Here is a 22,568-nt window from a genome sequence, read left to right as displayed (position 1 = left end):
TATGGCGACGACTTGCTGACGTTTCGACACCTTTTGGTACAAAAACTGCATTGGCTGCACTGTCCTGAGTCGGCGGAGCCGCATTTGCACTGCGGTCGCCCCAATACAGGGCGTTGCCATAATTAGCGCGCTATCAAAGTGCCAGTTTCGAATCGGATCAGGTGTCGACTATGCCCGTCTCAATGATTGATGTTCTGTGGCTTGTGCTCTGTGCGGGGCTGGTATTCAACATGCAGATCGGCTTTCTCTGCCTGGAGTCGGGGCTTACCCGCAGCAAGAACGCGATCAATGTGGCGGTGAAGAACATGGCTGACCTGGGTCTGGCCGTGTTCCTTTACTGGTTGTTCGGCTTCAGCCTGATGTTTGGCGTCAGCTCGACCGGCCTGTTCGGCAACGGCTTCAATATGCTGTCATTCAACGATACCTGGCAGGCCGCCTTCTTCCTCTTTCAGGCCATGTTCTGCACTACCGCGGCGACCATCGTCTCCGGCGCCGCGGCCGAACGCATGCGGTTCAGTGCCTATCTGTTGGTCACCGCCATCGCCGCGGGCCTGATCTATCCATTTTTTGGCCATTGGGCCTGGGGCGGTAGCTTCAGTGACGGCGAAGGCTGGTTGGCCAATCGTGGCTTTGTCGATTTCGCCGGGTCTACGGTGGTGCATGGCATTGGCGGCTGGATAGCCCTGGCGGTGATTCTGATTCTCGGCCCACGGCAGGGACGCTACGAGCAGGATCGCGAGGGCCGCAGCATGCCTGGCTCAAACCTGCCGTTGGCAATGCTCGGCGCGCTGATGCTGATGTTCGGCTGGTTCGGCTTCAACGGCGGCAGCGCGCTGGCCTTTGATGGTCGGGTGCCAGGCATCATCGCCAACACCGTGCTGGCGGCAATCGCCGGTACCCTCGGCGGCATGATCATGTCGTGGTTGCGCTGGCGGCTGGTTGATCCGGTCTATCCGCTGAACGGACTGATTGCCGGCATGGTGGCGGTGACCGCCGGTGCACACGTGGTGGACGCTGGTGCCTCGGTACTGATTGGTCTCGGTGGCGCGGTGGTGATGTATTTTGCTGATCGCCTGCTTACGCACCTGCGCATCGACGATGCCGTGGGCGCGGTGCCGGTGCATCTGGCAGCTGGCATCTGGGGCACGCTGGCGGTGGCGCTGTTTGGTGACCTAACCCTGTTGGGCACTGGTCTGACGCGTTTCGAGCAGTTGATCGCGCAGGTTGAAGGGGTGCTGGTCGCCGCGCTCTGGGCCTTTGGCCTGACCTGGATTCTGCTGCGCGGGATCAATCGATTCTGGCCGATGCGGGTCACCGAGGAGGCGGAACGTCAGGGCTTGAACATTGCAGAGCATGGCGCGCGCACCGAGTTGATCGAGTTGCTGGAAGCCATGGCGGCGCACCAGCAGGCCGGTGACATGCAGCAGGACGTGCCGGTCGAGCCCTTTACCGAGGTCGGTCAGATTGCTGCCCAGTACAACAAGGTCATTCATGCCTTGCGGCGGGCGGTGGGAACGACCCAGAGCATCATTCGCGATATCCGTGACGGTGTGGTCACCTGCAGCCGCGATGGCGTGCTGGCCAGCTGCAATCCGGGCGCCGAGCGACTGTTCGGCATGTCTGCCGGGGCTCTGATCGGGCAGCCGATCGAGCGCCTGGTGGCTGACCGCAGCTGGCAAGGCATGCCGCTGCCCGACGCCGGAAGCGAAATGATGCGCGAGGTGCTGTTCAGCCGAAACGAGCACGATCAGTTTGTGGCGGAGCTGACGGTCAGCCGCGGCGCCTTCGATGATGATGTGTATACCTGCATGATTCGCGACATCACCGAGCGGCGGCGCATTGAGCAGCAGCTGTTTCAGGAAAAGATGTTGGCGCAGGTGACACTGGCCTCGATTGGTGACGGGGTGATCACCACCGGGCCGGACGCCCGCGTGCGTTACCTCAATCCGGTAGCGCAGAAGTTGACCGGCTGGAGCGAGGAAGAAGCCGCCGGGCGCTCGCTGGACGATGTCTATTGCCTGTACGACGAAGCGGACGGCGAGCGTCTGGGCAATCCGGTGACGGCGCTGCTGCGGCGTTACCGCCAGGCTTTGGCGCGGGAAGACGGTGCCATGTGTCAGTTGCGGCGGCGCGACGGCAGCGAGGTGACCATTCAGGATGCGGTGGCGCCGATACGGGATGCCGAAGGCCACATCATTGGCGCTGTGCTGACCTTTCGCGATGTAACGGTCAACCGGCGTCTGGCCCGCGAGCTGTCGCACCAGGCGGCGCACGACACCCTGACCGGGCTGAGCAACCGCAAGGAGTTCGAGCGGCGGGTCGCCATGGCGCTGACCAAACAGCCCCACGAGCGCGGCGATCAGGTGCTCTGCTATATGGATCTGGACCAGTTCAAGATCGTCAACGACACCTGTGGCCATGCCGCCGGTGACGAACTGCTGCGGCAGCTGGCCAAGCTGTTTCAGGCGCACGTGCGCAGCAGCGACGTATTGGCCCGCCTCGGCGGCGACGAGTTCGGCCTGCTGCTATCCGGTTGCTCGCTGGAGGAGGCGATTCCGATTGTCGACGGTATTCGCGCGCTGGTAGAGGAGTTTCGCTTCAGTTGGCAGGACAAGACCTTTGCCGTAGGTGTCAGTATTGGCCTGGTGTCGGTCGAAGAGCAGATGGCGACCATGGACGTGCTGCTCAGCGCCGCCGACAGTGCCTGCTACGCGGCCAAGGAGGCGGGTCGCAACCGTATTCACCTGTACCAGGCGGACGACGCGCAGCTGCTGGAGCGGCGTGGCGAAATGATGTGGGTGAACCGCCTGCGTAATGCGTTGGACGGTGACCTGATGCGTTTGTACGTCCAGCCGATCCATCCGATCAGTCAGCAGCAGACCGTGCCGGGTTACGAGGTGCTGGTACGCATGTTGGGCGATGACGGTCGCATTATTCCGCCGGGTGCCTTCATGCCCGCTGCGGAGCGTTATGACCTGGCCTCAGCCATCGACCGCTGGGTGGTGGGCAACTTCCTCGCCTGGGTCGGCGACTACAATCGGCGCCGCAACGGCGACATTGGCAACTACTCGATCAACCTGTCGGCCGCTTCCCTGGTCGAGGAGAGCTTTCTTGCCTTTGTACTGGACGCCATCGAGCGCCACGCGGTACCGCCGCAAAGCATCTGTTTTGAAATCACCGAAACCAGCGCTATCGCCAATCTGGCCAAGGCGGTCACCTTCATGCAGCAGCTGAAGGTGATCGGCTGCAAGTTCGCGCTGGACGATTTTGGCTCCGGGCTGTCGTCCTTTGCCTATCTCAAGTCGCTGCCGGTGGATTACCTGAAAATCGACGGCGTGTTCGTCAAGGATATCGCCGACGACCCCATCGCCCGCGCCATGGTGGCCTCGATCAATACCATCGGCCACGAAATGGGGCTGGAAACCGTGGCCGAGTTCGTCGAGAACGAGGCGATCCTGGATCAGCTACGCGAGCTGGGTGTGGACTATGCACAGGGCTATCACCTGGGTCGGCCGCAGCCGTTGAGTGAGTTGGAAGGCGTGCGGATGATGCCGCGTTGACCCGTATAGCTTTTGACGAACAGCTCGACCAATGCACGGGGCAGAAATCCCCTCTGAGCGGGCGAGTAGCGCAGAGCTGCCGGGAAAAAGGGGCGCGCGATGTCTGAGCGGAGCGAGTTTGCGCACTCCCCCGGCAGCTTGAGCAACGCAGCGAACCCGCAGGGCCGCGCAGCGGGGTGCCCTTGGCTCGCCTAGAGGCGAAAGCGACAGGGAGCTACCCGTAGAGCTGATGAAAACCAGAGGCCGCTTCCGGTCTGTTTGCCAAATTGATTGACTCCGGCCTACAGCGGCCCGCCGATCAAGGCAAATAAATCCGAAACTCCCCACCACCCAGTTCACTGTCATTGCTTATGGCGATACGCCCCCGCACTCCGTTGCGCTGATGTCGCTCAGCAATGCGCGCGCCAAAGTACAGGCCCAAACCGGTGGAGCCGCTGCTCATGTTGATGCCCAGCACGTAATCGGACTGCGCATCCAGCATGCGCTGCGGATAACCTTGGCCGTCGTCACTGATGGCCAGTACCAACTGCTCGTCTTCCACCCAGGCGCGCAGGTGGATGGCGTTTTGGGCGTAACGGATGGAGTTGTTGATCACGTTGCCGACCACGGAATCAACCAGTTCCGCATCAAAGAAGCCCATGAGGCCGTCCTCGGCCACCTCATAGGTGCCGCTGATCTGACGTGAGCGCAGGATGTTGTCATGGCGTGCCAGCGAGGCCTGAAAAAAGTCTTCGACCTCGACATGGGTCGGTTGCAACGGCAACTGGTTAACGCCCAGCTTGTAGAGCCCCAGCATCTGCACCAGCATGCCGTTCAGGCGCATCGATTCGTACTCGATAATGCCCTGCTCGCGACTGTCGCCCAGCTCGGCCGGCAGGCGCGCGGCCAGCGCGCTATGCGCCTGCATCAACATGCCCAATGAGTTTTTCATGTCGTGCACGGTCGAAGCGATCACCGTGGAGAAGCCCAGCGCCTGCTCCTCTTCCAGCTCTGGACGTTCGCGGCTCATAGTGCCTCCACGCGCTCGCACAGCTTGCGGTAACGCGCGTAACGATGGTCTGACTCGGGCATGCTGCGCACTTGCTCCAGACAGACCTGGCACTCTTCGCGCAGGGCATCGGTAGGTTCGCTGAGTAATAGGCGCAGCAGCGACTGCGCGGTATTCAGGGCAAAGCTGATATTGCGCGGCTGCAACGCCTGGGCGGCCCGGAAGCGCTCCAGCGCCTCAGGATACTGCTGTTGCTGATACAGGCTAATGCCCTCGCGGTTGTGGGTCTGGGCCTGCTGCCCGGCTTCGAGAATCGCCGGATTGCTGGTCTGTGCTGCAATGCCGGCCATGACCTTGGGATCGTCACCGTACATTTCGGCGCAGGTACCCAGCAGGGTGTCGGCCTGTTCGGCTTGGCCCAGTGCGCGCAACTGGTCGGCCACCTCCAGCGCGGCGTCGGCAGAGAAAAAGGTTTTCAGGTTGCTCAGCTTGCTACTGGCATTGCGCACCAGTTCATCGGCTTCACTCTGTTTGCCGGCTTTGACCAGGCTCTTGGCTTGCAGCAGGTCTGCTCGGGCGGTCAGGCCGGGGTCGTTTTTCCAGCTCTTGCTCAGATCGCCCAGGGTCTGGCGTATCTCCAGCATGGCCTTGGGCGAGGGTGCCGCATCGCCGGCCTGGTCCTGCAGGCTGCCGGCAAGATGCAAATGGCACTCGGGATCGCGAAACTGAGAGTGGCGGCCCAGGCTCACAGCCTGGCGATAGGCCCTTATGGCGCGTTCCGGATCCTGATTGGCGCGCGCCAGTTTGCCCAACTCGGCCTGACGCTGCGGACTGTTGGGGGAAATCTTCACCGCCTGCTCAAGAAAAACTTGGGCCTTGAGCAGCTCACCCTTGGCCTGTTTGACCCGGGCCAGGCCGTCGAACAGGGCCGGCAGCATCGGAAACTGGCTGATGCCTTGCTCGAAACAGGCTTCGGCCTGCTCCAGTTCGCCGCGCTCCAGCCAATGGTTGGCCAGCATGACCAGCGCCCAGGGCATGGGGCGGTCGGCCAGCAGGCTTTGCAGCTGGGCTTCCAGTTCTTCGTGCAGGCCCAGGGTTTTCAGCGCATCGGCCTTGTAGCGCTGGCACAGTGGGGCGTAGCGCGGCTGGCTGCTGATGATCTGCTCGCAGGCCTGCAGCACGGCGCCGTACTGCTGCTTGGCCAGCGGCGCGAGTATTGGCTGCAGCGCCATCTTGCGCTCCACCAGCTTGTCGAGCCGCTGTTGCAGGCTGGCACGGGTGAAGGGTTTGGTCAGGTAGGCGTCGGGTTCAAACTCGAGTGCCGCCATGACCATGGCCTGGCTGCTTTCGGCGGTCACCATGACGAAGATGCAATTGGGGCTGATCAGGCCGGCGTGGTGCAGCTCTTCCAGAACCTGCTGGCCGTTCTTGCCTTCGCCCAGATTGTAATCATGCAGGATGATATCGTATTGATTCTCGCGGCAGAGCTTGATGGCTTCGTCGCCGTTGGCGGCGGCGTCCACGTGCTGCGCAGCCATCTGGTTGAGCATGCCCTTGACCGATGAACGGAAGTCGGAAAAGTCATCGACGATTAGAAAGCGTCTTTTGTTGTAGCTGATCATAGGGTGTCCCGGGTGTACGGCTGTTACATGCTCTCCCAGTCTAGACCCTGTCGGCTGGTTTCTGCTGGGTTGCTTTGAGATCATTGTGCCATTATTTGAACTGGTTGGCGCATCCACCGGCGCTCCGTCGGCAAAACGCGGTTGCCCGGCGGAAGTCTGATATAAATGGCAGCGGGGTCGGGTTCTCCGTGCAGCGTGCCGTATCGGCGAGGCAAAGTGCGCCGCGCTGGAGACTTGACCAAACCGCAACCGACCGTAGAATGCTTCCCTCTGCGGCGCAATGAAAGCACTGACGCATGATGAAGCTGTTGCTGGAAGACTGGCTGGCCTGGAGTGCCGAGAAAATGGATTTTGCGCTGGATAGCCGGCATGACCTGAGCCAGCGGCAGGGCCCTGAGCCGCCCCTGCCGGCCATGCTGCGCAGGCGCCTGGACGGCACCGGCCGCGCGGTCTGTGATGCGCTCAGCCTGCTCGATCCCGAGCACAGCCTGCCGGTGGTGCACGCCTCTCGGCACGGTGACGTCAAAAGTTCGCTGGCGATGTTGCAGGCGCTGGCCGAGCAACAACCCCTCTCTCCCGCCAAATTTTCCATGTCGGTGCACAACGCCGTGCTGGGCGTGCACTCCATCGCCCGCAAGAACACCCGATCGATGCAGGCGCTGGCGGCGTGCGGCCACGAGCTGGACGCCATGCTAGTGGAGGCCGCAGGCTATCTGCTGGAAGGGCACGCGGCGGTATTGGCGGTGTTCTCCGACAGCGACCTGCCCGAGGCCTATCGGCAGCAGAGTGTGGGCCCCGAAGCGGCCGCCTGTGTGGCGCTGCGGCTGTCGCGCGAAAAAGGTCGGCCGTTGCTGGCATCCGCTGCGGCGGTACCCGGCGAACCGGCACCGCTGGATGTCGCGCGCTGGCTGGCTCGCGGAGGCGAGTTGCAGTCGCGGCAATGCTGGAGCCTGGCGTGAGCGCCAAACTCAATCGACTCTGGCGTGGCTTTGGCACAGCGTTGTCGTTTGCCGCCTTCGGCTTGGGTGGCGCGCTGCTGGGCCTGCTCGCGGCGCCATTGCTGTGGTTGCTGGTGCGCGATCCGCAGCGTCGCCAGCAGGCTGCACGCAGGTTGATCCAATGCAGTTTTCGCGCCTTTATCGGCCTGATGAAGGTGCTGGGTGTGGCGGACTACCGCATTGAGGGGTTGGAAAAGCTGCAGCGTCCGGGGCTGCTGGTGCTGGCCAATCACCCGTCTTTGATCGACGTGATTTATCTGGTGGCCTTCACGGGTGCCGCCGACTGCATCGTCAATGGCGCGCTGGCGCGCAACCCGTTTACCCGGGGCCCGATTCGCATGGCCGGGTACATCACCAACAGCGAGCCAGAGGCGGTGCTGGCGGCGGCGCAACGGAGCCTGGCACAGGGCAAGTCGTTGATTCTGTTCCCCGAGGGCACGCGTACCTCGCCGCAGCGGGCCGTCAAGTTTCGCCGCGGCGGCGCCAACATCGCGCTGCGCACGCATACTGCGATAACACCGGTACTGATTAGCTGCACGCCCACTACCCTGACCAAGGGCGAGCCTTGGTATCATATCCCGCCGAGTCGGATTCAGATGCACCTGCGGGTGCTGGATGATGTCGCGGTCAACAGGGACGAAACACAACCTGCAGGACAGCAGGCCAGACACTTGACCCGGTGGTTGAGTGACTATTTCAATAAGGAACTGGAGCAGTTCAGTCATGAGCGAAACCCAAGATTTGTCGCTGGAATTGAAGCGGATGATTATCGAAACGCTTGAGCTCGAAGACATCACCCCTGACGATATCGAGCCCGATGCGCCGCTGTTTGGCGAAGGCCTGGGCTTGGATTCCATCGACGCGCTGGAAATCGGTTTGGCCCTGCAAAAGCAGTACGGCATCAAACTGGATGCCGAGGCCGAAGAAACCCGCCAGCACTTCACCAGCCTGAATGCTCTGCAAGCGCTCGTGGAGGAACGCCGTGTCAACTGAATCACCAAGCCGCGAGGCGACGTTCGCGCAGGTGCGCAAGACTCTGGTGGAGCTGTTCGAGCTGGACGCGGATGAGATTACCCCCGAAGCGCGCCTCTACGAAGACCTGGATATCGACAGCATTGATGCCGTTGACCTGGTTGTCGAACTCAAGCGCTACACCGGCAAACGCCTGAACCCTGAAGACTTCAAGTCGGTGCGCACCATCGACGACGTAGTCAACGCCGTTGACCGCATCATGCAGCTCTGACAATGGTTTATCGGATGCTGAAGTGGGCAGGGATGCTCGCCCTGATCGCCTGGCCCTTTGCGGTCTATGCGCTGCACGGGCAGGTGCCCAGCGGCTGGCTGTTGCTGGTGGGGGCGGGCTTGCTGGTGTGGCGTCTGCCACAGGCACGGCCATTGGCGCTGCTGGCCGCCGCCGTATTACTGCTGCTCGGTTTGCTCGGCAAGGCCGAGCTGGGCATGCGTGCCTACCCGGTGGCGGTCAGCCTGATCATGCTGGCGTTATTTGCCGGCAGCCTGCTGCACGGCATGCCGATCATCGAGCGGCTGGCGCGCCTGCAGGAACCTGACTTGCCCCCTGAGGGGGTGCGGTACACGCGCAAGGTCACCTGGGCCTGGTGTGGCTTTTTCATCGTCAACGGCAGTATCGCGGCCTGGACCGCGGTGTACGCCGATCTCGCCACCTGGACGCTGTATAACGGTTGCATCAGCTACCTGCTGATGGGGCTGATGTTCGCCGTCGAGTGGCTCTGCCGTCGCCGCCTGCGCCGGGGGCTGACATGAGTTTTCAACCCTTGATCGAGCGGCCCTGGCTGCAACCAACGGCTGCCGCCGAGTTACCCGCGCACTGGTGCCAAGGGCCCGCGTTGCTGACGCTGCGGCGGCGCTGGTTGCACTGGTTGGCCGACAAGCCCGGCGGCCAATGGCTGCTGCATCAGCCTGATCCACTACAGTTTACCGCTGCGCTCTTGGCGCTCTGGGATAGCGGACGGGTCGCCGTGCTACCGGCCGATGATCGACCGGAGACCCTGCAGGCCATCGCCGCCGAGTTGGACGGACAACTGCCAGCCAGCGCCCCGGACAGTGCCGAGCTTGAACCCGCGCAACTGTCACCGCTCGCCCCGCAAGCCATCGCGCTGGCGCTCTACACCTCGGGCTCCACAGGGCTGCCGCTGCGCCTGAGCAAGCGTTTTGATCAGCTCGACAGCGAGTTGGCGGTGCATGCGCGGCTCTGGCCGCTGGCCGGCGCGGCGGTGATTGCGCAGGTCAGCCACCAGCACATCTACGGCTTGCTGGCCGGCGTGCTGCATCCGCTCTGCGCCGGCGTGCCCTTTTGCGGCCGCGACGCCCTTTACCCCGAGGTGCTGGCAGCACGTCTGAGTGAGGCGCAGAGCGCCGCGCTGGCAGCGGTCGTGGTCAGTTCGCCGGCGCCGCTGTCGCGCCTGCCAGATCACATTGATTGGGCCGCGGCCGGTTCGCCACGGCGCATTTTCTCCTCCGGAGCACCCTTGCAGCTGGCCCACGCCCAGCAAGCGGAGGCCTTGCTGCAGGCGCCGGTAATCGAAATTTACGGTAGTACCGAAACCGGCGGCATCGCCCAGCGGCAACAGAGCGCATCGGGCGTCTGGCAGGCGCTGCCGAGTGTCGACTGGCAGATAGTGGACGATGCCTTGCTGCTGCATTCACCGTTTCTGGAGCAACCGGCGCTGGGCTGGCAGCAGGCCGACAGGGTGGCACAACAGGATGGCGGCTTTGTTTTGTTGGGTCGCGGAGACCGGGTCGCCAAGGTGGCCGGCAAACGGGTGTCGCTGGAGCAGATTGAACAGCGCCTGCTGCAGGTGCCTGAGATAACGGCGGCGCGCTGCGTGGATCCGGGCCGCGCCGATGGCCGGCTTGGCGTAGTGGTTGCCATGCCCGCAGACGGCGTGCCGCAGGATCACGCGGCGCGCCGTGCGCTGACTGAGCGCCTGCGTACTTTGCTGGCCGATCAGTTGGAGCGCGTCGCGCTGCCGCGCTACTGGCGTTTTGTCGAGCAACTGCCGAGCAACGCGCAAGGCAAGCTGGACCGTGCGCTGATCGCGCGGCTGTTCGCCGATCTGGACGACGACCGCCTGCCGCGCTGGCTGGGTGAGCAGTGGCAGGATGCCGAGCATTGCTGCCAGCATTTTGAAGTGCCTGAACGGCTGATTTATCTGCGCGGTCACTTCAACAGTTTCGCCCTGGTGCCGGGCGTGGTGATGATTCGGTGGGCGCTGCAGACTGCGGAGCAGAGTTTTGGTCCGTTGGGGCAGTTTCACCGGCTGGAGCGCCTGAAATTTCAGACCATGCTGCGCCCCGGCATGCGTTTTCAGCTCACGTTGGCGCGCAAGCCGGATGCGGTGACCTTTACGCTGCAATCCGCGGCCGGCCGTCACTGCACGGCCACCGCGCGCTTTCTGCCTGCTGCAGGTGCGCAGGCATGAAGACGCCTGCAGTCTGCGCGCTGATTCCGGTCTACAACCATCCGGCGACCATCGCAGCGGTCTGTGCCCAGCTGCAGCAGCTGGGCTTGCCGGTACTGCTGGTTGACGACGGCTGCGACGCCGAGTGCGCCAGCGTGCTGGATCAGCTGCAAGTCGCCGGTCATCACTTGCTGCGGTTGCCGCACAACCAGGGCAAGGGGGCCGCCGTGCGGGCCGGCTTAGCCCACGCCGAGCGGCTTGGCTACAGTCATGCCCTGCAGGTAGACGCCGACGGCCAGCACGCGGTCGCCGATCTGCCGGGCTTTCTGGCGGCCATGCAGGCACAGCCGCAGGCCCTGGTAATCGGCTATCCGCATTATGATGAAAGCGTCTCGCGGCTGCGTTTTTATGGCCGCTACGCGACCCACATCTGGGTCTGGATCAACACCCTGTCTCTGGCTATCCGCGACTCCATGTGTGGCGCGCGCATCTACCCGTTGGCAGCGGTCAATCGCCTGCTGGCAACGCAGCCCTGCGGTAACCGCATGGCCTTCGATACCGAGGTGCTGGTGCGCTGGCACTGGCGCGGCGGGGCAGTGATCAACCTGCCGGTGCATGTGCATTACCCCGAGGGCGGCGTCAGCCACTTCAACCTGTGGCGCGATAACCTGCAGATCTCGGCCATGCATGCGCGGCTGTTTTTTGGCATGTTGCGCCGTGCGCCCGGCTGGCTACTGCGCGGCAGGACGCGCGCATGAGCCAGCATTGGGCGCAGATCGGCGAGCGCGGCAGCCTGCTGGGTATGCAGCTGCTGGTGTGGATTCAGCGTCATCTGGGCCGCTGGCCCTTTCAGCTGGTGCTCTGGCCGGTGATGCTCTGGTATTTCCTCAGCCACGGCACCGCAAGGCGGGCGTCCTGCGACTATTGGCGGCGGCTGGAGCCGGCGCTGGCAAGGCGGCCGGTTCAGCTGCACTGGCGCAGCTTCCGGCACTTTATGAGCTTCGGTAATACGCTGATGGACAAGGTCGCAGGCTGGAGCGCGCCAGTTACCGACGCACACCTGTGCGGCGACGGCGTTGCGCGCTTTGCGCAGGCGCTGGAGAGCGGCCAGGGCGGGCTGGTACTGGTGGCGCATCACGGTAATCTGGACATCGCCAACGCCATGGCCGAGCGGCATCCGCAGCTGGATCTGCTGGTGCTCATGCATACGCGCAACGCTGGCAAGTTCAACCTGCTGCTGGAGCGCGTGACGGGACGGCCAAGGCCACAGATTCTCGAAGTGACTGAAATCACCCCGGCCACCGCGCAAATGCTTGATGCGCGCATTGCTGCGGGTGGCTTCGTGGTGATTGCCGCCGACCGGCCGCCGATCAATGGCGGCCGGCAGCGCACGCTGAACTTTCTCGGCGCTCCGGCGACCTTCCCGGAGGGTCCGTTCTGGCTCGCCGCCTTGCTGCGCTGCCCGCTATACACCCTGTCGTGCGTGCGCGTCGGCGAGCGCTTCCGCATCCGTTTTGCCGCTTTCGATGACACCCGCCAGTTGCCGCGCAAGGCGCGCGAGCAATGGTTGGCCGTTGCCATGCAGCGTTATGCCGATACCCTCGCCGGCTGGGTGCGCGAGCAGCCGCTGCAGTGGTACAACTTTTTCCCTTTCTGGTTGGCTGAGAAACATGAGTCTGACAAACACCCGCACTGACACCGCGCCCGCCTGCCTGCACCTCGACGGCAGCCCGCTGAGCATCGAGCAGGTGCTGGCCGTAGCCCGGCGCGACTGCCGCGTGGCGCTGTCGGCCGAGCCGGCGTTCCGCGAGCGCATCAGCGCCGGCAACCGCTTTCTTGAACAACTGCTGGCCGAAGACGGCGTGATCTACGGCGTCACCACCGGGTACGGCGACTCCTGCACCCGCGCGGTGCCGGCCGAGGTGCTGGGCGAGCTGCCGCAGCACCTGTATACCTTCCACGGTTGCGGCCTGGGGCAGGTGCTCTCGGTTGAGGCGTCGCGGGCGGTGGTCATGGTGCGCCTGGTATCGCTGTGTCAGGGCTATTCCGGGGTTAGCTGGGACTTGTTGGAACGTCTGGCCTGGCTGCTGGAGCAGGATGTGCTGCCGGTCATTCCGGAGGAGGGTTCGGTGGGTGCCAGTGGCGATCTGACGCCGCTGTCCTACCTGGCGGCGGTGCTCTGTGGTGAGCGCGAGGTCTGGGTTGAGGGTGAGCGCCGCGCCACCGCCGAGGTGTTCGCCGAGCGTGGCCTGACCCCCTACCGGCTCAAGCCCAAGGAAGGCCTGGCGCTGATGAACGGCACCGCCGTGATGACCGCGCTGGCGCTGCAGGCCTTTGCGCGCACCGAGTATCTGGCGCAGCTCAGTACCCGGATCACCGCGCTCAGCGTGTATGCGCTGGATGGCAATCCCTATCACTTTGACGAGACCCTGTTTCGCGCCAAGCCGCATCCCGGCCAGGCGCAGGTCGCCGCGCGGCTGCGCGAAGATCTGCACGCGCCGGCCACCCCGCGCAACTCGCCCCGCCTGCAGGATCGTTATTCCACCCGCTGCGCGCCGCACGTCATCGGTGTTGTGGCCGATGCGCTGCCTTTCTGGCGGCAACTGCTGGAAACCGAACTGAACAGCGCCAACGACAACCCGCTGATCGACGTCGAGGGCGGCAAGGTAATGCACGGCGGTCACTTCTACGGCGGCCATGTGGCCTTTGTCATGGACAGTTTGAAGCAGGCGGTGGCTAATCTTGCCGATCTGCTCGACCGTCAATTGGCGCAGCTGGTGGATACTCGCTTCAGCCACGGCCTACCCGCCAACCTCAGTGGCGCCAGCGCCGCGCGCGCGCCGCTCAATCACGGTTACAAGGCGGTGCAGATCGGCGCCTCGGCCTGGACCGCCGAAGCACTCAAATTAACCATGCCCGCCAGTGTGTTCTCGCGCTCCACTGAATGTCACAATCAGGACAAGGTCAGCATGGGCACCATCGCGGCGCGGGATGCATTGCGGGTGCTGACCCTGGTCGAGCAGGTCGCCGCGGCCATGCTGCACGCTGTCTGCCAGGGCGTCGAGCAGCGCAGCAGCCTGCCCGACTCCGCGCCACTGCCGGCTCAGTTGGCCGAGTTTGTCGCCGAGTGCCGCGAGCAGGTCGCCCCCTTGTTTGAGGACCGTGCGCTGGAAAGTGACCTGCGCCACCTGTGCGGCCTGATTTTGCAACGCCACTGGAGCCTCTATGACGCCTGCTGAACACCCGCTGCCGCGTGCCGAAATCTGCCTGACCATCCCCTTTCACGATGTGGATATGATGCAGATCGTCTGGCACGGGCATTACGTGCGCTACCTGGAAATCGCCCGCTGCGCGCTGCTCGACGAGCTGGATTACAACTACAACCAGATGCGCGACTCCGGTTTCGGCTGGCCGGTCATCGACATGCGCCTGCGCTACGCGGCGCCAGCGGTATTTACCCAGCAGATCGCCATCGAGGCGCGGCTCAGTGAATGGGAAAACCGCCTGAAGATCGATTACACCATCCGTGATGCCGAGACACGCAAGCGGCTCAATCGCGCCTGGACGGTGCAGGTAGCGGTGGGCGTGGAGGATCGGGAAATGCGTTTTGAGTCACCCGCCGTGCTGCGCGAGAAGATTGCCGCCTGGCAACAGAGGAACAGCTGATGCGTCACTTGCTGCTGTGGGCCGCCATGTTGTTCAGCCTGTCCGCTGTGGCAGAACTGGATAGCACAACGCTGGGCGCACAACTGGCCGAGCACAGCCCGCAATGCAGCCATTTTGCGCAGACCCGCTGGCTGGCCGATCTGGAGGCCGAGCTGGCCAGCAGCGGCTACTTTCAACGCAGCGAGCAGGGGCTGGTGTGGCACACACTGACCCCGGTCGACAGCCGACTCGTGCTGAACGCCGACAACCCCGACATGCCTCTGGCCTATCAGGTCATATTGCCGGTGCTTACCGGCCTGTTGGGTGGCGACTGGGCCGCGCTGCAGCAGCACTTTGCGCTGCAGTTGCAGGGCGAGCTGAGCGACTGGCGCGCGGAGTTGACCCCCATCGATGATGCGGTAGCCGAGCGACTGCAGCTGCTGCAGGTGCGTGGAGGCGAGCAGGTTGAGCAGTTGCAGATCGACTTTGTCTCCGGTGACCGTATGACCCTGCAGCTCAGCGCCGCCGATTGCGCCGCGCTGCCCGGCGCCAGTAGCGCGCCTTGAAGTGGCGCGCGCTGGCCTGGCTGTGGGCTGCGCTGCTGCTGGCCTGTGCGCTGCTGCTGGTCAGCCAGCTGCGTAACGCCGAGTTCTGGGATACGCGCATCACCGCATTGCTCCCCGCCAGCGACCAGGGTGCCAATCTGCAACAGGCTGATCGCCAACTCGGCGGCGCCTTTGAACAGCGTTTTGTCCTGCTGGTTGGCGGGCCGGCGCCCCTGGCGGCTGCGCAGTCCCTGCAGCAGCATCTGCAGGCGGCCGGCCTGGGCCGGGCGCAAGCGGCAAACCGGCCTGATCAGCAACTGGCCGATTACCGTTACAGCCTGCTCAGCGACCAACTGCGCGGGGCAGAGAGCCAAGCGTGGTCGGCCCGTGCATTGAACCGCTTGCTGCTGCCCGGCGGCAGCGAGACCCTGACGCGTGACCCCTTCGGCCTGCTCGACAGCTGGCTGGAAGAGCGCTTCAACGGCCCCTTGCGTCTGCGCCAAGGCCTGCCGACGCTGCAGCACGATGGCCAGTTATGGGTACTGGTCAGCGGCGAGATCAGCGCCAGCCCCTACCAACTGGCGGTGCAGCAGCAATTGCAAGCTAGCCTGGAAGCGTTTCAAGCGCAGTGGCCGCGGGCGCAGTTATTGCGCTCCGGGCTGATCTTCCATGCCGCGGCTGGTGCCGCGCAGGCGCAGCGCGAGATGTCGACCCTGGGGCTGGCCTCGTTGCTGGGGCTGGTGTTGTTGTTCTGGCTGGTGTTTCGTCGCTTGCGTACCCTGGAGCTCCTGCTGGTACCGATTGGCTGCGGCTTGTTGCTGGCGCTGCCGCTGACCGGCCTGCTGTTTGGCCAGGTCAATCTACTCACGCTGGTGTTCGGCGTCAGCATTATCGGCATCGCCGTGGACTATGCGCTGCACTTGCAATGCCAGCGCCAGCTGGTCGCCGAGCAACCGGGCCGGCGTTTCTGGTCGGCTCTGCTGCTGGGGCTGGTAAGTACCCTAGTTGCTTATCTGGTACAGCTGATTACGCCCATGCCGGGCCTGCGTCAGATGGCCTGCTTTGCCGCGTTGGGGCTGCTGGGTGCCTGGCTGACGGTACGTCTGTGGCTGGTCAACTGGCCGTTGGCGACGCATCCTGCCACCGCCGCAGCGGCTGCTCGGCTGGCACCGCTGCGGCTACGCCGTGGCCAGCGTTGGCCGTGGGTGGTGCTGGCGCTGTTGCTGCTGCTGGCGCTGGTGGCGATCAGCCGGGTGCAGTTCAGCGCCAGCCTGCAACAGCTCAATCCTTCGCCACCGCAGCTGATTGCCGAGCAACAGCAAGTGCAGACGTTGCTGTTGCAACCCGGTGGCAGCCGTTACTTGCTGGTCAGCGCCGCCGATGAGCAGGCTTTGCTGCAGCGGCTGGAAAGCCTGGACGCGCCCTTGCAGCAGTTGCAGGCGAGCGGCGAGCTGTCGGCCTATACCCACGCGGCGCGGCATTTGCCGTCGCTTGCCCGGCAGCAGCAGACACAGCGGTTGCTGCGCGAGCGTTATCAACAGGCGCTGCCGGCGTTGCGTGCGGCCAGCGGCTTGCCCGAGCGTCTGCAGCACCAAGCACTGGCAGCGCTGGAGCAAGCGCCACTACTGCAGCCGGCACAATGGTTGAACAGCCCGGCAGGAGCGGCCGATGCCGCGCTCTGGCTGGGCCAGCAAGCCAGCGGCGACTGGCTGGCGCTAGTGGCGCTGGGTGAGGCCAGCCCTGCTGGCGTCGCGGCGTTACAGCAGTTGGCTGCGGCGGACGATCTGCTGTATCACGACCGGGTGGCGGCGCTGTCGGCGCAGCTGGCGCGCCTGGCCCACAGCATGGCAAGCTGGCTGGCGGTGGCCGTGGCACTGCTGGTGCTGTTGCTCGTCTGGCGCCTGCGCCTCGACGCCTGGCGCGCGTTGCTGCCACCGCTGGGGGCGGTACTGCTGACGCTGGGCTGTCTGAGTCTGACTGGCGGCATAGGTCTGTTCCACTTGCTCGGCCTGTTGCTGGTGCTGGGGATTGGTCTGGATGCCGGTATTTTCAGCGCGCAGGAACCGGATAGCGCGGCCGCCTGGCTGGCGGTCAGCCTGTCCTGCGCATCCAGCATGCTGGCCTTCGGTTTGCTGGCCTTCAGCGCCACCCCGGCGCTGCATTTTCTGGGGCTGACCTGCCTGTTGGGTCTGGCCTTTACCTGGGCCCTGGTGCCCTTCGCCCGCGCTGAAGGGTGCGGCCATTCACACTAGTTGCAGGGAGTGCAGATGCAGAACACCACGGCAGAGTCGAGCGTAGAACAGGTTGACGTCGCCATTATCGGTGCAGGTCCGGCGGGGGCCGCCGCCGCAGCCTGGCTGGCGCGTGCCGGCCTGCGGGTGCGGGTGCTGGAGCAGAGCCAGTTCCCGCGGTTCTCGATTGGCGAGAGCCTGTTACCGCAGTGCATGCATTACCTTGACGCGTGCGGGCTGCTGGCGGCGGCCGAGGCCGGGGGCTTCCAGTACAAGGATGGCGCCGCCTTTTGCTGGCGCGATCAAACGGCCGCGATCCAGTTTACCGAGAAGTTCAGCCCCGGCCCCGGTACCACCTGGCAGGTGCCGCGCGCGGATTTTGACCAGCGGCTGATTCAGGGCGCGCAGGCGCTGGGCGCCGATGTGCTGTTTGGCTGCAAGGTAACCGATTTTACGCCCGATGCGCTGCATCCGCAGATCCGCCTGGTCACGGCGGAGGGCGAGGAGCAGCAATTGCAGGCGCGCTTCGTGCTGGATGCCAGTGGCTATGGCCGGGTGCTGGCGCGGCTGACCGGGTTGGCCTGCGAGTCAGTACTGGAGTCGCGCTGCGCGCTGTTCATGCATGTGGAAGACCGTATCGACACCGCTGATTACGATCGCAACAAGATTCTCATCGGTATTCATCCTCAGCTGCCGGGTGTCTGGTACTGGCTGATCCCCTTCAGCGATGGCCGCGCCTCGGTCGGTGTGGTGGGTGATCGCGCGACCCTGGAGCAGGCGGGTCTGGATGATGCCGAACGCCTGTGGGCCATGTTGCGCCAGGAGCCGCGCTACGCCGAACTGCTGAAAAACGCTGTACAGGTGCGCGATACCGGCCGTTTGGAGGGGTACTCGGCTGCCGTCAAGCAGTTGCACGGCCCGGGCTTTGCGCTGCTCGGCAACGCCGGCGAGTTTCTCGATCCGGTGTTTTCCTCGGGCGTCACTATCGCGCTGCATTCGGGTTGGCTGGCGGCGCCGCTGGTGCAGCGGCAGCTCCAAGGTGAGACGGTCGACTGGCAAACCGCGTTCGAACAACCACTGCGCGCCGGCGTGGATACCTTCCGCGAGTTCGTACTGGCCTGGTATGACGGCCGTCTGCCGCGGATCATCTTCAATGAGCGTCAGCCGGAGCGTATTCGCAGCATGATCAGTGCGGTCTTGGCCGGTTATGCCTGGGATGCCAGCAACCCACTGGTGGCGGCCAGCCGCAGACGGCTGGATGTGCTGGCGCAGAGCAGTATCGAGAGCCCCTTTGACCTGACGCAGGCACCAGCGTGATCCGGCTGCCCGCCGCGCTGCTGGTACTGCTGTTGCTCAGTGGCTGCGCGCTGCTGTCGCCAACGCCAGCGCCGCCACCGGATCTGGCGGCCCTGCCGCCGGCACCCGCGCAAACCCTGCAGCTGCGCTTTGTCCATGGGGATCAAACCCATGTGATGATCGGCGTGCTGCGCCGTGATAGCGACAGCCTGCGTCTGGTGCTGCTCAGCCCGCAGGGGCAGCGGCTGCTCAGCTGGCAGCGCGACGCCAGCGGTGCACAAATGCACTCCGCGGTATGGCAACCGCCCTTTGATGCCGACTGGCTGGGTAGCCGCCTGGCCTGGTCGCTGTGGCCTGCCAAGGCTCTGCATCAGGCCTTTGCCGGCAGCCGATGGACGCTGCAGGGCAGCCCGCAGCGGCGTGCGATTTATTATCGCAAGCAACTGATTGCCAAGGTTAAAATAGACGGCCACTGCCGCCTGATTGACGACCTTGACGCCGGCTACCAGCTAACCATCACCGTGGCCGATGCCGCGCGGACCACCACGCCATGCCCGAATTACTGAATGCCCTGCAAGATCAGCCCTGTCGTCTTTCGACGCCGGCGCTGTTGTGCTCGCTGGGCGACAATCTGGCGGCTATCGCGCATAAGCTGTTCAGCGGTGAGCGGGGCCTGACGGTCACTGATAGCTTCACTCCCGGGCGAGCGCTGCCACTGGGGCTGGTTACCGGCGAACTGCCGCCCATGCATGGCTGGCCGGCCGAGCATCGTTCGCGTAACAACCAACTGCTGGCCGCCGCGCTGCAGCAACTGGCGCCGGACTTGGCTGCGCTGCGCGCGCGGCAACCCCAGGCGCGTATCGGCGTGGTGCTGGGCACCAGTACCTCGGGTATCGGTGAAAGCGAGGCCGCCGTGGTGCATTTTCAGCAGCACGGCGACTGGCCGGAGAGCTTCGCCTATCAGCGCCAGGAGATAGGTTCACCTGCGGCCTTTGTTGCGGCGCACTTGGGCCTGGATGGCCCGGCGTACACCCTGTCGACTGCGTGCAGCTCCAGCGCCCGGGCGTTGGCCAGTGGTCGACGTTTGCTGGCGCTGGGGCTCTGCGATGCGGTGATCGCGGGCGGCGCCGACAGTCTCTGTGCGCTGACGGTGAACGGCTTTGCCGCGCTGGAAGCGGTCAGTGACCAGCCCAGCCTGCCGTTCTCGCCCAATCGCCGTGGCATCAACATTGGCGAAGCGGCGGCGCTGTTTCTGATGACACCCGAGCCCGGCGGTATTCAGCTCGCCGGTTATGGCGAAAGCAGCGACGCGCACCACATTTCGGCGCCGCTGGCCGATGGCAGCGGCGCCCAGGCGGCGATGCAGGCTGCGCTTAACATGGCCGGTGTCAGCGCCGCACAAGTCGACTACGTCAACTTGCACGGCACCGCCACGGCGCAGAACGACAGCATGGAGGCGCAGGCCATCTATCAGCTGTTTGGCGAGCAGGCGCCCTGCAGTTCGACCAAAGCGCTGACCGGTCATACCCTGGGTGCCTGCGGCGCGCTGGAGGCGGCCTTCTGCTGGCTGGCGCTGCGCGAGGGCTGTCTGCCGCCGCAGGTCAACGACGGCGTGATAGATTCGGCGCTGGCGCCGATTCGCCTGGCAACCGCTGAGGCGGCGCCGCTACGCCGCGCGCTGAGCAACTCCTTCGCCTTTGGCGGCAACAACGCCGCCCTGCTGCTGGAGCGCACCGATGGTTGAGCTGACCACGCCCTGCCCGATCGCGCCCTACGTGCCCCACGCCGAAGGTATGTGCCTGCTGGATCAACTGCTTGAGTTCAACAATGACCACCTGTACGCCGAGGTTTGCCCCCGCGATGACGATCTGTTCGCCACCGCGCAGGGCATTCCCGGCTGGGTAGGGCTGGAGTGGATGGCGCAGGCCGTGGCAGCCTGGGCCGGCGTGCAGGCGGTGCAGGCGGGCGAGCTACCGGCAGTGGGCTTTCTGCTCGGTTCGCGTCGCTATCAGACCAGCGTTGATCACTTTGCCTTGAATGTGCCGCTGCGCATCGAGGTGTTTCTGGATTTTCGTGCCGACAACGGCCTGGGCGCCTTCCGCGGCCAGGTGCTGGATCAGCAGGGCGCGGTGCTGGCCAGCGCCACCCTGAACGTTTACCAGCCCAATTCCGCCGAGGCGCTGGCCGCGCTGAGCAATGGAGAAATGCCATGACCGACACCATCTTGATTACCGGCTCCAGCCGCGGCATCGGCCAGGCCGTCGCCTTGCGGCTGGCCCGTGACGGCTTTGACGTAGTGCTGCATTGCCGCAGCCAGCAGGCCGCTGCCGAGCAGGTGGCTGAGCAGATTCGCGCGCTGGGGCGAGATGCCCGGGTGCTGTGTTTCGATGTGGCTGATCGGGCCGCCGCCTGCGCTGCACTGGAAGCCGATGTCGAGGCGCATGGCGCCTATTACGGCGTGGTCTGCAACGCCGGGGTGACGGCTGACGGTGCCTTCCCGGCGCTCAGTGATGATGACTGGGACCGGGTCATTCACACCAATCTGGACGGCTTCTACAACGTGCTTAAGCCGGTGATGATGCCGATGATTCGCCGCCGCAAGGCCGGACGCATCGTCGTCATGTCGTCGGTCTCCGGGGTGATGGGCAACCGTGGCCAGGTCAATTACAGTGCCAGCAAGGCGGGGCTCATCGGTGCGGTCAAGGCGTTGGCAGTAGAGCTGGCCAAGCGCAAGATTACGGTCAATTGCGTGGCGCCGGGGCTGATCGAGACTGAAATGCTGGATGAGCAGATCATCAGCGAGGCGATGAAGGCGATCCCCATGCAGCGCACCGGTACCGTGGAAGAAGTAGCGGCCGCCGTGAGCTTTTTGTGTTCGGCCGAGGCCGGCTATATCACCCGGCAGGTGCTGTCGGTCAATGGAGGTATGTGCTGATGGATGGCAAGGCAGTGCGCGCCGATGGTCTGGGGCGCCGCGTGGTGATCACCGGCATGGCGGGGTTCTCTCCCATCGGCAATGACTGGCCGAGCATCGCCGCGAACCTGCAGGCAATGCAGACCGGCATTCGGCATATGGACGACTGGGCTGAGTACGAGGGGCTGAACACCCGGCTGGGCGGCCCTGTCGCGCCCTTCGAGTTGCCCGCCCAGTACACCCGCCGTGCCATGCGGAGCATGGGCCGCGGCGCGCGCATGGCGACCCGCGCGAGTGAGCTGGCGCTGGCTGACGCCGGGCTGCTGGGGCACCCTTTGGTGAGCAGCGGTGACATGGGCATTGCCTATGGCGCCTCGGCCGGTGAGCCGGATGCGGTGGCTGATTTCGGCAATATGCTGATCAACAAATCGACCGACGGACTGAATGCCAATTCCTACATTCGCATGATGGCGCACACCGCTGCGGTGAACATCGGTGTGTTTCTCGGAGTGCGCGGGCGCATTCATACCACCTCCAGCGCCTGCACCTCGGGTAGCCAGGGCATCGGTTACGCCTATGAGGCGATCCGTTTCGGCCGTCAGAAGGCGATGATCGCCGGCGGCTGCGAGGAGCTGTCCGCCTCGGAAGCTGCGGTATTCGATACCCTGTTCGCCACCAGCACGCGCAACGACGCACCGCACACCTCGCCACGCCCCTTTGATGCCGCGCGCGACGGTCTGGTGGTGGGCGAAGGCGCCGGTGCGCTGATTCTGGAAGACCTGCAGCATGCACTGGAGCGCGGCGCGACCATCTACGCCGAAGTCATGGGCTTTGGCACCAACAGCGATGGTCGTCACGTCACCCAGCCGGATGCCGAGATGATGGAGCGCGCGATCCGCAGTGGCCTGGCCGATGCCTGCCTGCAGCCGGAACAGATCGGCTACGTCAGCGCTCATGGCACTGCGACCGACCGTGGCGATGTAGCCGAGAGCACCGCCACGCACGCGGTGTTTGGCAGCACCACGCCGATCAGCGCGTTCAAGAGCTTTACCGGGCACACCTTGGGCGCCTGCGGCGCGCTGGAAGCCTGGGTAGCCATCGAGATGATGCGCGCCGGGTGGTTCCACGCCACCGCCAACCTGGACGAGTCCGATGCCGACTGCGCGCCCTTGGATTACATTCGCGGCGAGGCGCGGGCCTTGCAGTGCGATTACGTCATGAGCAATAACTTCGCTTTTGGCGGCATCAATACCTCGTTGATTTTTCGCCGCTGGGTTGGCTGAACCCGGCGCGCAGAATTACGCAAGCAACCACTGACCAATAGGACTG

General features: G+C 64.5%; 21 protein-coding genes. 19 read left to right on the top strand and 2 right to left on the bottom strand.

The features are described 5' to 3' along the window. Window positions 1-170: 170 nt before the first annotated feature. Window positions 171-3,560 (top strand): ammonium transporter, encoded by a 3,390-nt coding sequence (gene amt / locus V7747_RS17190; RefSeq protein ID WP_335617244.1) that lies wholly within the window; start codon window positions 171-173, stop codon window positions 3,558-3,560. A gap of 298 nt (window positions 3,561-3,858) precedes the next feature. On the opposite strand, the gene V7747_RS17185 is transcribed toward amt, so the two are convergent. Both V7747_RS17185 and V7747_RS17180 read right to left on the bottom strand, forming a co-directional pair. Further along, the gene (locus V7747_RS17185) at window positions 3,859-4,569 is read right to left on the bottom strand and encodes a sensor histidine kinase (RefSeq protein ID WP_335617243.1); all 711 of its coding nucleotides are present in this window, start codon (window positions 4,567-4,569) and stop codon (window positions 3,859-3,861) included. Next, window positions 4,566-6,170 carry a response regulator gene (locus V7747_RS17180; protein WP_335617242.1) on the bottom strand — a complete coding sequence of 535 codons (1,605 nt, stop codon included), beginning with the start codon at window positions 6,168-6,170 and terminating at the stop codon, window positions 4,566-4,568. Before V7747_RS17180 ends, V7747_RS17185 begins: the two co-directional genes overlap by 4 nt. A 296-nt stretch (window positions 6,171-6,466) precedes the next feature. Between V7747_RS17180 and V7747_RS17175 the strand changes: the two genes are divergently transcribed. Genes V7747_RS17175 through V7747_RS17090 form a run of 18 tightly spaced genes read left to right on the top strand, consistent with a single transcriptional unit; the run spans window position 6,467 to window position 22,522 of the window. Beyond that, window positions 6,467-7,129 (top strand): beta-ketoacyl synthase chain length factor, encoded by a 663-nt coding sequence (locus V7747_RS17175; protein WP_335617241.1) that lies wholly within the window; start codon window positions 6,467-6,469, stop codon window positions 7,127-7,129. Continuing rightward, window positions 7,126-7,950 (top strand): lysophospholipid acyltransferase family protein, encoded by an 825-nt coding sequence (locus V7747_RS17170; RefSeq protein WP_335617240.1) that lies wholly within the window; start codon window positions 7,126-7,128, stop codon window positions 7,948-7,950. The genes V7747_RS17175 and V7747_RS17170 overlap by 4 nt, the downstream gene beginning before the upstream one ends. Beyond that, the gene (locus V7747_RS17165) at window positions 7,892-8,161 is read left to right on the top strand and encodes a phosphopantetheine-binding protein (RefSeq protein ID WP_335617239.1); all 270 of its coding nucleotides are present in this window, start codon (window positions 7,892-7,894) and stop codon (window positions 8,159-8,161) included. The genes V7747_RS17170 and V7747_RS17165 overlap by 59 nt, the downstream gene beginning before the upstream one ends. Continuing rightward, the gene (locus tag V7747_RS17160; RefSeq protein ID WP_335617238.1) at window positions 8,151-8,411 is read left to right on the top strand and encodes an acyl carrier protein; all 261 of its coding nucleotides are present in this window, start codon (window positions 8,151-8,153) and stop codon (window positions 8,409-8,411) included. Before V7747_RS17165 ends, V7747_RS17160 begins: the two co-directional genes overlap by 11 nt. Window positions 8,412-8,425: 14 nt before the next feature. Continuing rightward, window positions 8,426-8,950 (top strand): hypothetical protein, encoded by a 525-nt coding sequence (locus V7747_RS17155; protein ID WP_335617237.1) that lies wholly within the window; start codon window positions 8,426-8,428, stop codon window positions 8,948-8,950. Then, a complete protein-coding gene (locus V7747_RS17150; RefSeq protein ID WP_335617236.1) occupies window positions 8,947-10,629 on the top strand; it encodes an AMP-binding protein in 1,683 nt (560 codons plus the stop codon). Before V7747_RS17155 ends, V7747_RS17150 begins: the two co-directional genes overlap by 4 nt. After that, window positions 10,626-11,366 (top strand): glycosyltransferase family 2 protein, encoded by a 741-nt coding sequence (locus V7747_RS17145; protein ID WP_335617235.1) that lies wholly within the window; start codon window positions 10,626-10,628, stop codon window positions 11,364-11,366. Before V7747_RS17150 ends, V7747_RS17145 begins: the two co-directional genes overlap by 4 nt. Further along, window positions 11,363-12,304, top strand: coding sequence for an LpxL/LpxP family acyltransferase (locus V7747_RS17140; RefSeq protein WP_335617234.1), 942 nt, complete (start codon window positions 11,363-11,365; stop codon window positions 12,302-12,304). Before V7747_RS17145 ends, V7747_RS17140 begins: the two co-directional genes overlap by 4 nt. After that, a complete protein-coding gene (locus V7747_RS17135) occupies window positions 12,279-13,847 on the top strand; it encodes an HAL/PAL/TAL family ammonia-lyase (protein WP_335617233.1) in 1,569 nt (522 codons plus the stop codon). Before V7747_RS17140 ends, V7747_RS17135 begins: the two co-directional genes overlap by 26 nt. Next, a complete protein-coding gene (locus V7747_RS17130; protein WP_335617232.1) occupies window positions 13,834-14,274 on the top strand; it encodes an acyl-CoA thioesterase in 441 nt (146 codons plus the stop codon). The genes V7747_RS17135 and V7747_RS17130 overlap by 14 nt, the downstream gene beginning before the upstream one ends. Further along, window positions 14,274-14,819 (top strand): LolA family protein, encoded by a 546-nt coding sequence (locus V7747_RS17125; protein WP_335617231.1) that lies wholly within the window; start codon window positions 14,274-14,276, stop codon window positions 14,817-14,819. The genes V7747_RS17130 and V7747_RS17125 overlap by 1 nt, the downstream gene beginning before the upstream one ends. After that, on the top strand, window positions 14,816-17,050 hold the full coding sequence (locus tag V7747_RS17120; RefSeq protein WP_335617230.1) for a hypothetical protein: 2,235 nt from the start codon (window positions 14,816-14,818) through the stop codon (window positions 17,048-17,050). The genes V7747_RS17125 and V7747_RS17120 overlap by 4 nt, the downstream gene beginning before the upstream one ends. Before the next feature lie 15 nt (window positions 17,051-17,065). Further along, window positions 17,066-18,346, top strand: coding sequence for an NAD(P)/FAD-dependent oxidoreductase (locus V7747_RS17115; protein WP_335617229.1), 1,281 nt, complete (start codon window positions 17,066-17,068; stop codon window positions 18,344-18,346). Next, a complete protein-coding gene (locus V7747_RS17110; RefSeq protein ID WP_335617228.1) occupies window positions 18,343-18,891 on the top strand; it encodes a DUF3261 domain-containing protein in 549 nt (182 codons plus the stop codon). Before V7747_RS17115 ends, V7747_RS17110 begins: the two co-directional genes overlap by 4 nt. Next, window positions 18,876-20,069, top strand: coding sequence for a beta-ketoacyl-ACP synthase (locus V7747_RS17105; RefSeq protein WP_335617227.1), 1,194 nt, complete (start codon window positions 18,876-18,878; stop codon window positions 20,067-20,069). Before V7747_RS17110 ends, V7747_RS17105 begins: the two co-directional genes overlap by 16 nt. Beyond that, window positions 20,062-20,538 carry an ApeP family dehydratase gene (locus tag V7747_RS17100; protein ID WP_335617226.1) on the top strand — a complete coding sequence of 159 codons (477 nt, stop codon included), beginning with the start codon at window positions 20,062-20,064 and terminating at the stop codon, window positions 20,536-20,538. Before V7747_RS17105 ends, V7747_RS17100 begins: the two co-directional genes overlap by 8 nt. Beyond that, window positions 20,535-21,260, top strand: coding sequence for a 3-oxoacyl-ACP reductase FabG (fabG, locus tag V7747_RS17095; RefSeq protein WP_335617225.1), 726 nt, complete (start codon window positions 20,535-20,537; stop codon window positions 21,258-21,260). Before V7747_RS17100 ends, fabG begins: the two co-directional genes overlap by 4 nt. Further along, window positions 21,260-22,522: a beta-ketoacyl-ACP synthase gene (locus V7747_RS17090; protein ID WP_335617224.1), complete on the top strand. Its 1,263-nt coding sequence runs from the start codon at window positions 21,260-21,262 to the stop codon at window positions 22,520-22,522. Before fabG ends, V7747_RS17090 begins: the two co-directional genes overlap by 1 nt. Window positions 22,523-22,568: the final 46 nt, after the last annotated feature.

This window comes from Halopseudomonas sp. (assembly GCF_036960865.1).
Taxonomy (GTDB): Bacteria; Pseudomonadota; Gammaproteobacteria; order Pseudomonadales; family Pseudomonadaceae; genus Halopseudomonas.
Note: the sequence above shows the minus strand (reverse complement) of the source record. Positions and strands in the feature narration are given on the sequence as shown.

Coding starts and splice junctions, on each gene's coding strand:
- V7747_RS17115 (WP_335617229.1), top strand. CDS start 17,066: ATGCAGAACACCACGGCAGAGTCGAGCGTAGAACAGGTTGACGTCGCC.
- V7747_RS17105 (WP_335617227.1), top strand. CDS start 18,876: ATGCCCGAATTACTGAATGCCCTGCAAGATCAGCCCTGTCGTCTTTCG.
- amt (WP_335617244.1), top strand. CDS start 171: ATGCCCGTCTCAATGATTGATGTTCTGTGGCTTGTGCTCTGTGCGGGG.
- V7747_RS17145 (WP_335617235.1), top strand. CDS start 10,626: ATGAAGACGCCTGCAGTCTGCGCGCTGATTCCGGTCTACAACCATCCG.
- V7747_RS17150 (WP_335617236.1), top strand. CDS start 8,947: ATGAGTTTTCAACCCTTGATCGAGCGGCCCTGGCTGCAACCAACGGCT.
- V7747_RS17140 (WP_335617234.1), top strand. CDS start 11,363: ATGAGCCAGCATTGGGCGCAGATCGGCGAGCGCGGCAGCCTGCTGGGT.
- V7747_RS17180 (WP_335617242.1), bottom strand. CDS start 6,170: ATGATCAGCTACAACAAAAGACGCTTTCTAATCGTCGATGACTTTTCC.
- V7747_RS17185 (WP_335617243.1), bottom strand. CDS start 4,569: ATGAGCCGCGAACGTCCAGAGCTGGAAGAGGAGCAGGCGCTGGGCTTC.
- V7747_RS17100 (WP_335617226.1), top strand. CDS start 20,062: ATGGTTGAGCTGACCACGCCCTGCCCGATCGCGCCCTACGTGCCCCAC.
- V7747_RS17175 (WP_335617241.1), top strand. CDS start 6,467: ATGATGAAGCTGTTGCTGGAAGACTGGCTGGCCTGGAGTGCCGAGAAA.
- V7747_RS17135 (WP_335617233.1), top strand. CDS start 12,279: ATGAGTCTGACAAACACCCGCACTGACACCGCGCCCGCCTGCCTGCAC.
- V7747_RS17130 (WP_335617232.1), top strand. CDS start 13,834: ATGACGCCTGCTGAACACCCGCTGCCGCGTGCCGAAATCTGCCTGACC.
- V7747_RS17125 (WP_335617231.1), top strand. CDS start 14,274: ATGCGTCACTTGCTGCTGTGGGCCGCCATGTTGTTCAGCCTGTCCGCT.
- V7747_RS17165 (WP_335617239.1), top strand. CDS start 7,892: ATGAGCGAAACCCAAGATTTGTCGCTGGAATTGAAGCGGATGATTATC.
- V7747_RS17155 (WP_335617237.1), top strand. CDS start 8,426: ATGCTGAAGTGGGCAGGGATGCTCGCCCTGATCGCCTGGCCCTTTGCG.
- fabG (WP_335617225.1), top strand. CDS start 20,535: ATGACCGACACCATCTTGATTACCGGCTCCAGCCGCGGCATCGGCCAG.
- V7747_RS17090 (WP_335617224.1), top strand. CDS start 21,260: ATGGATGGCAAGGCAGTGCGCGCCGATGGTCTGGGGCGCCGCGTGGTG.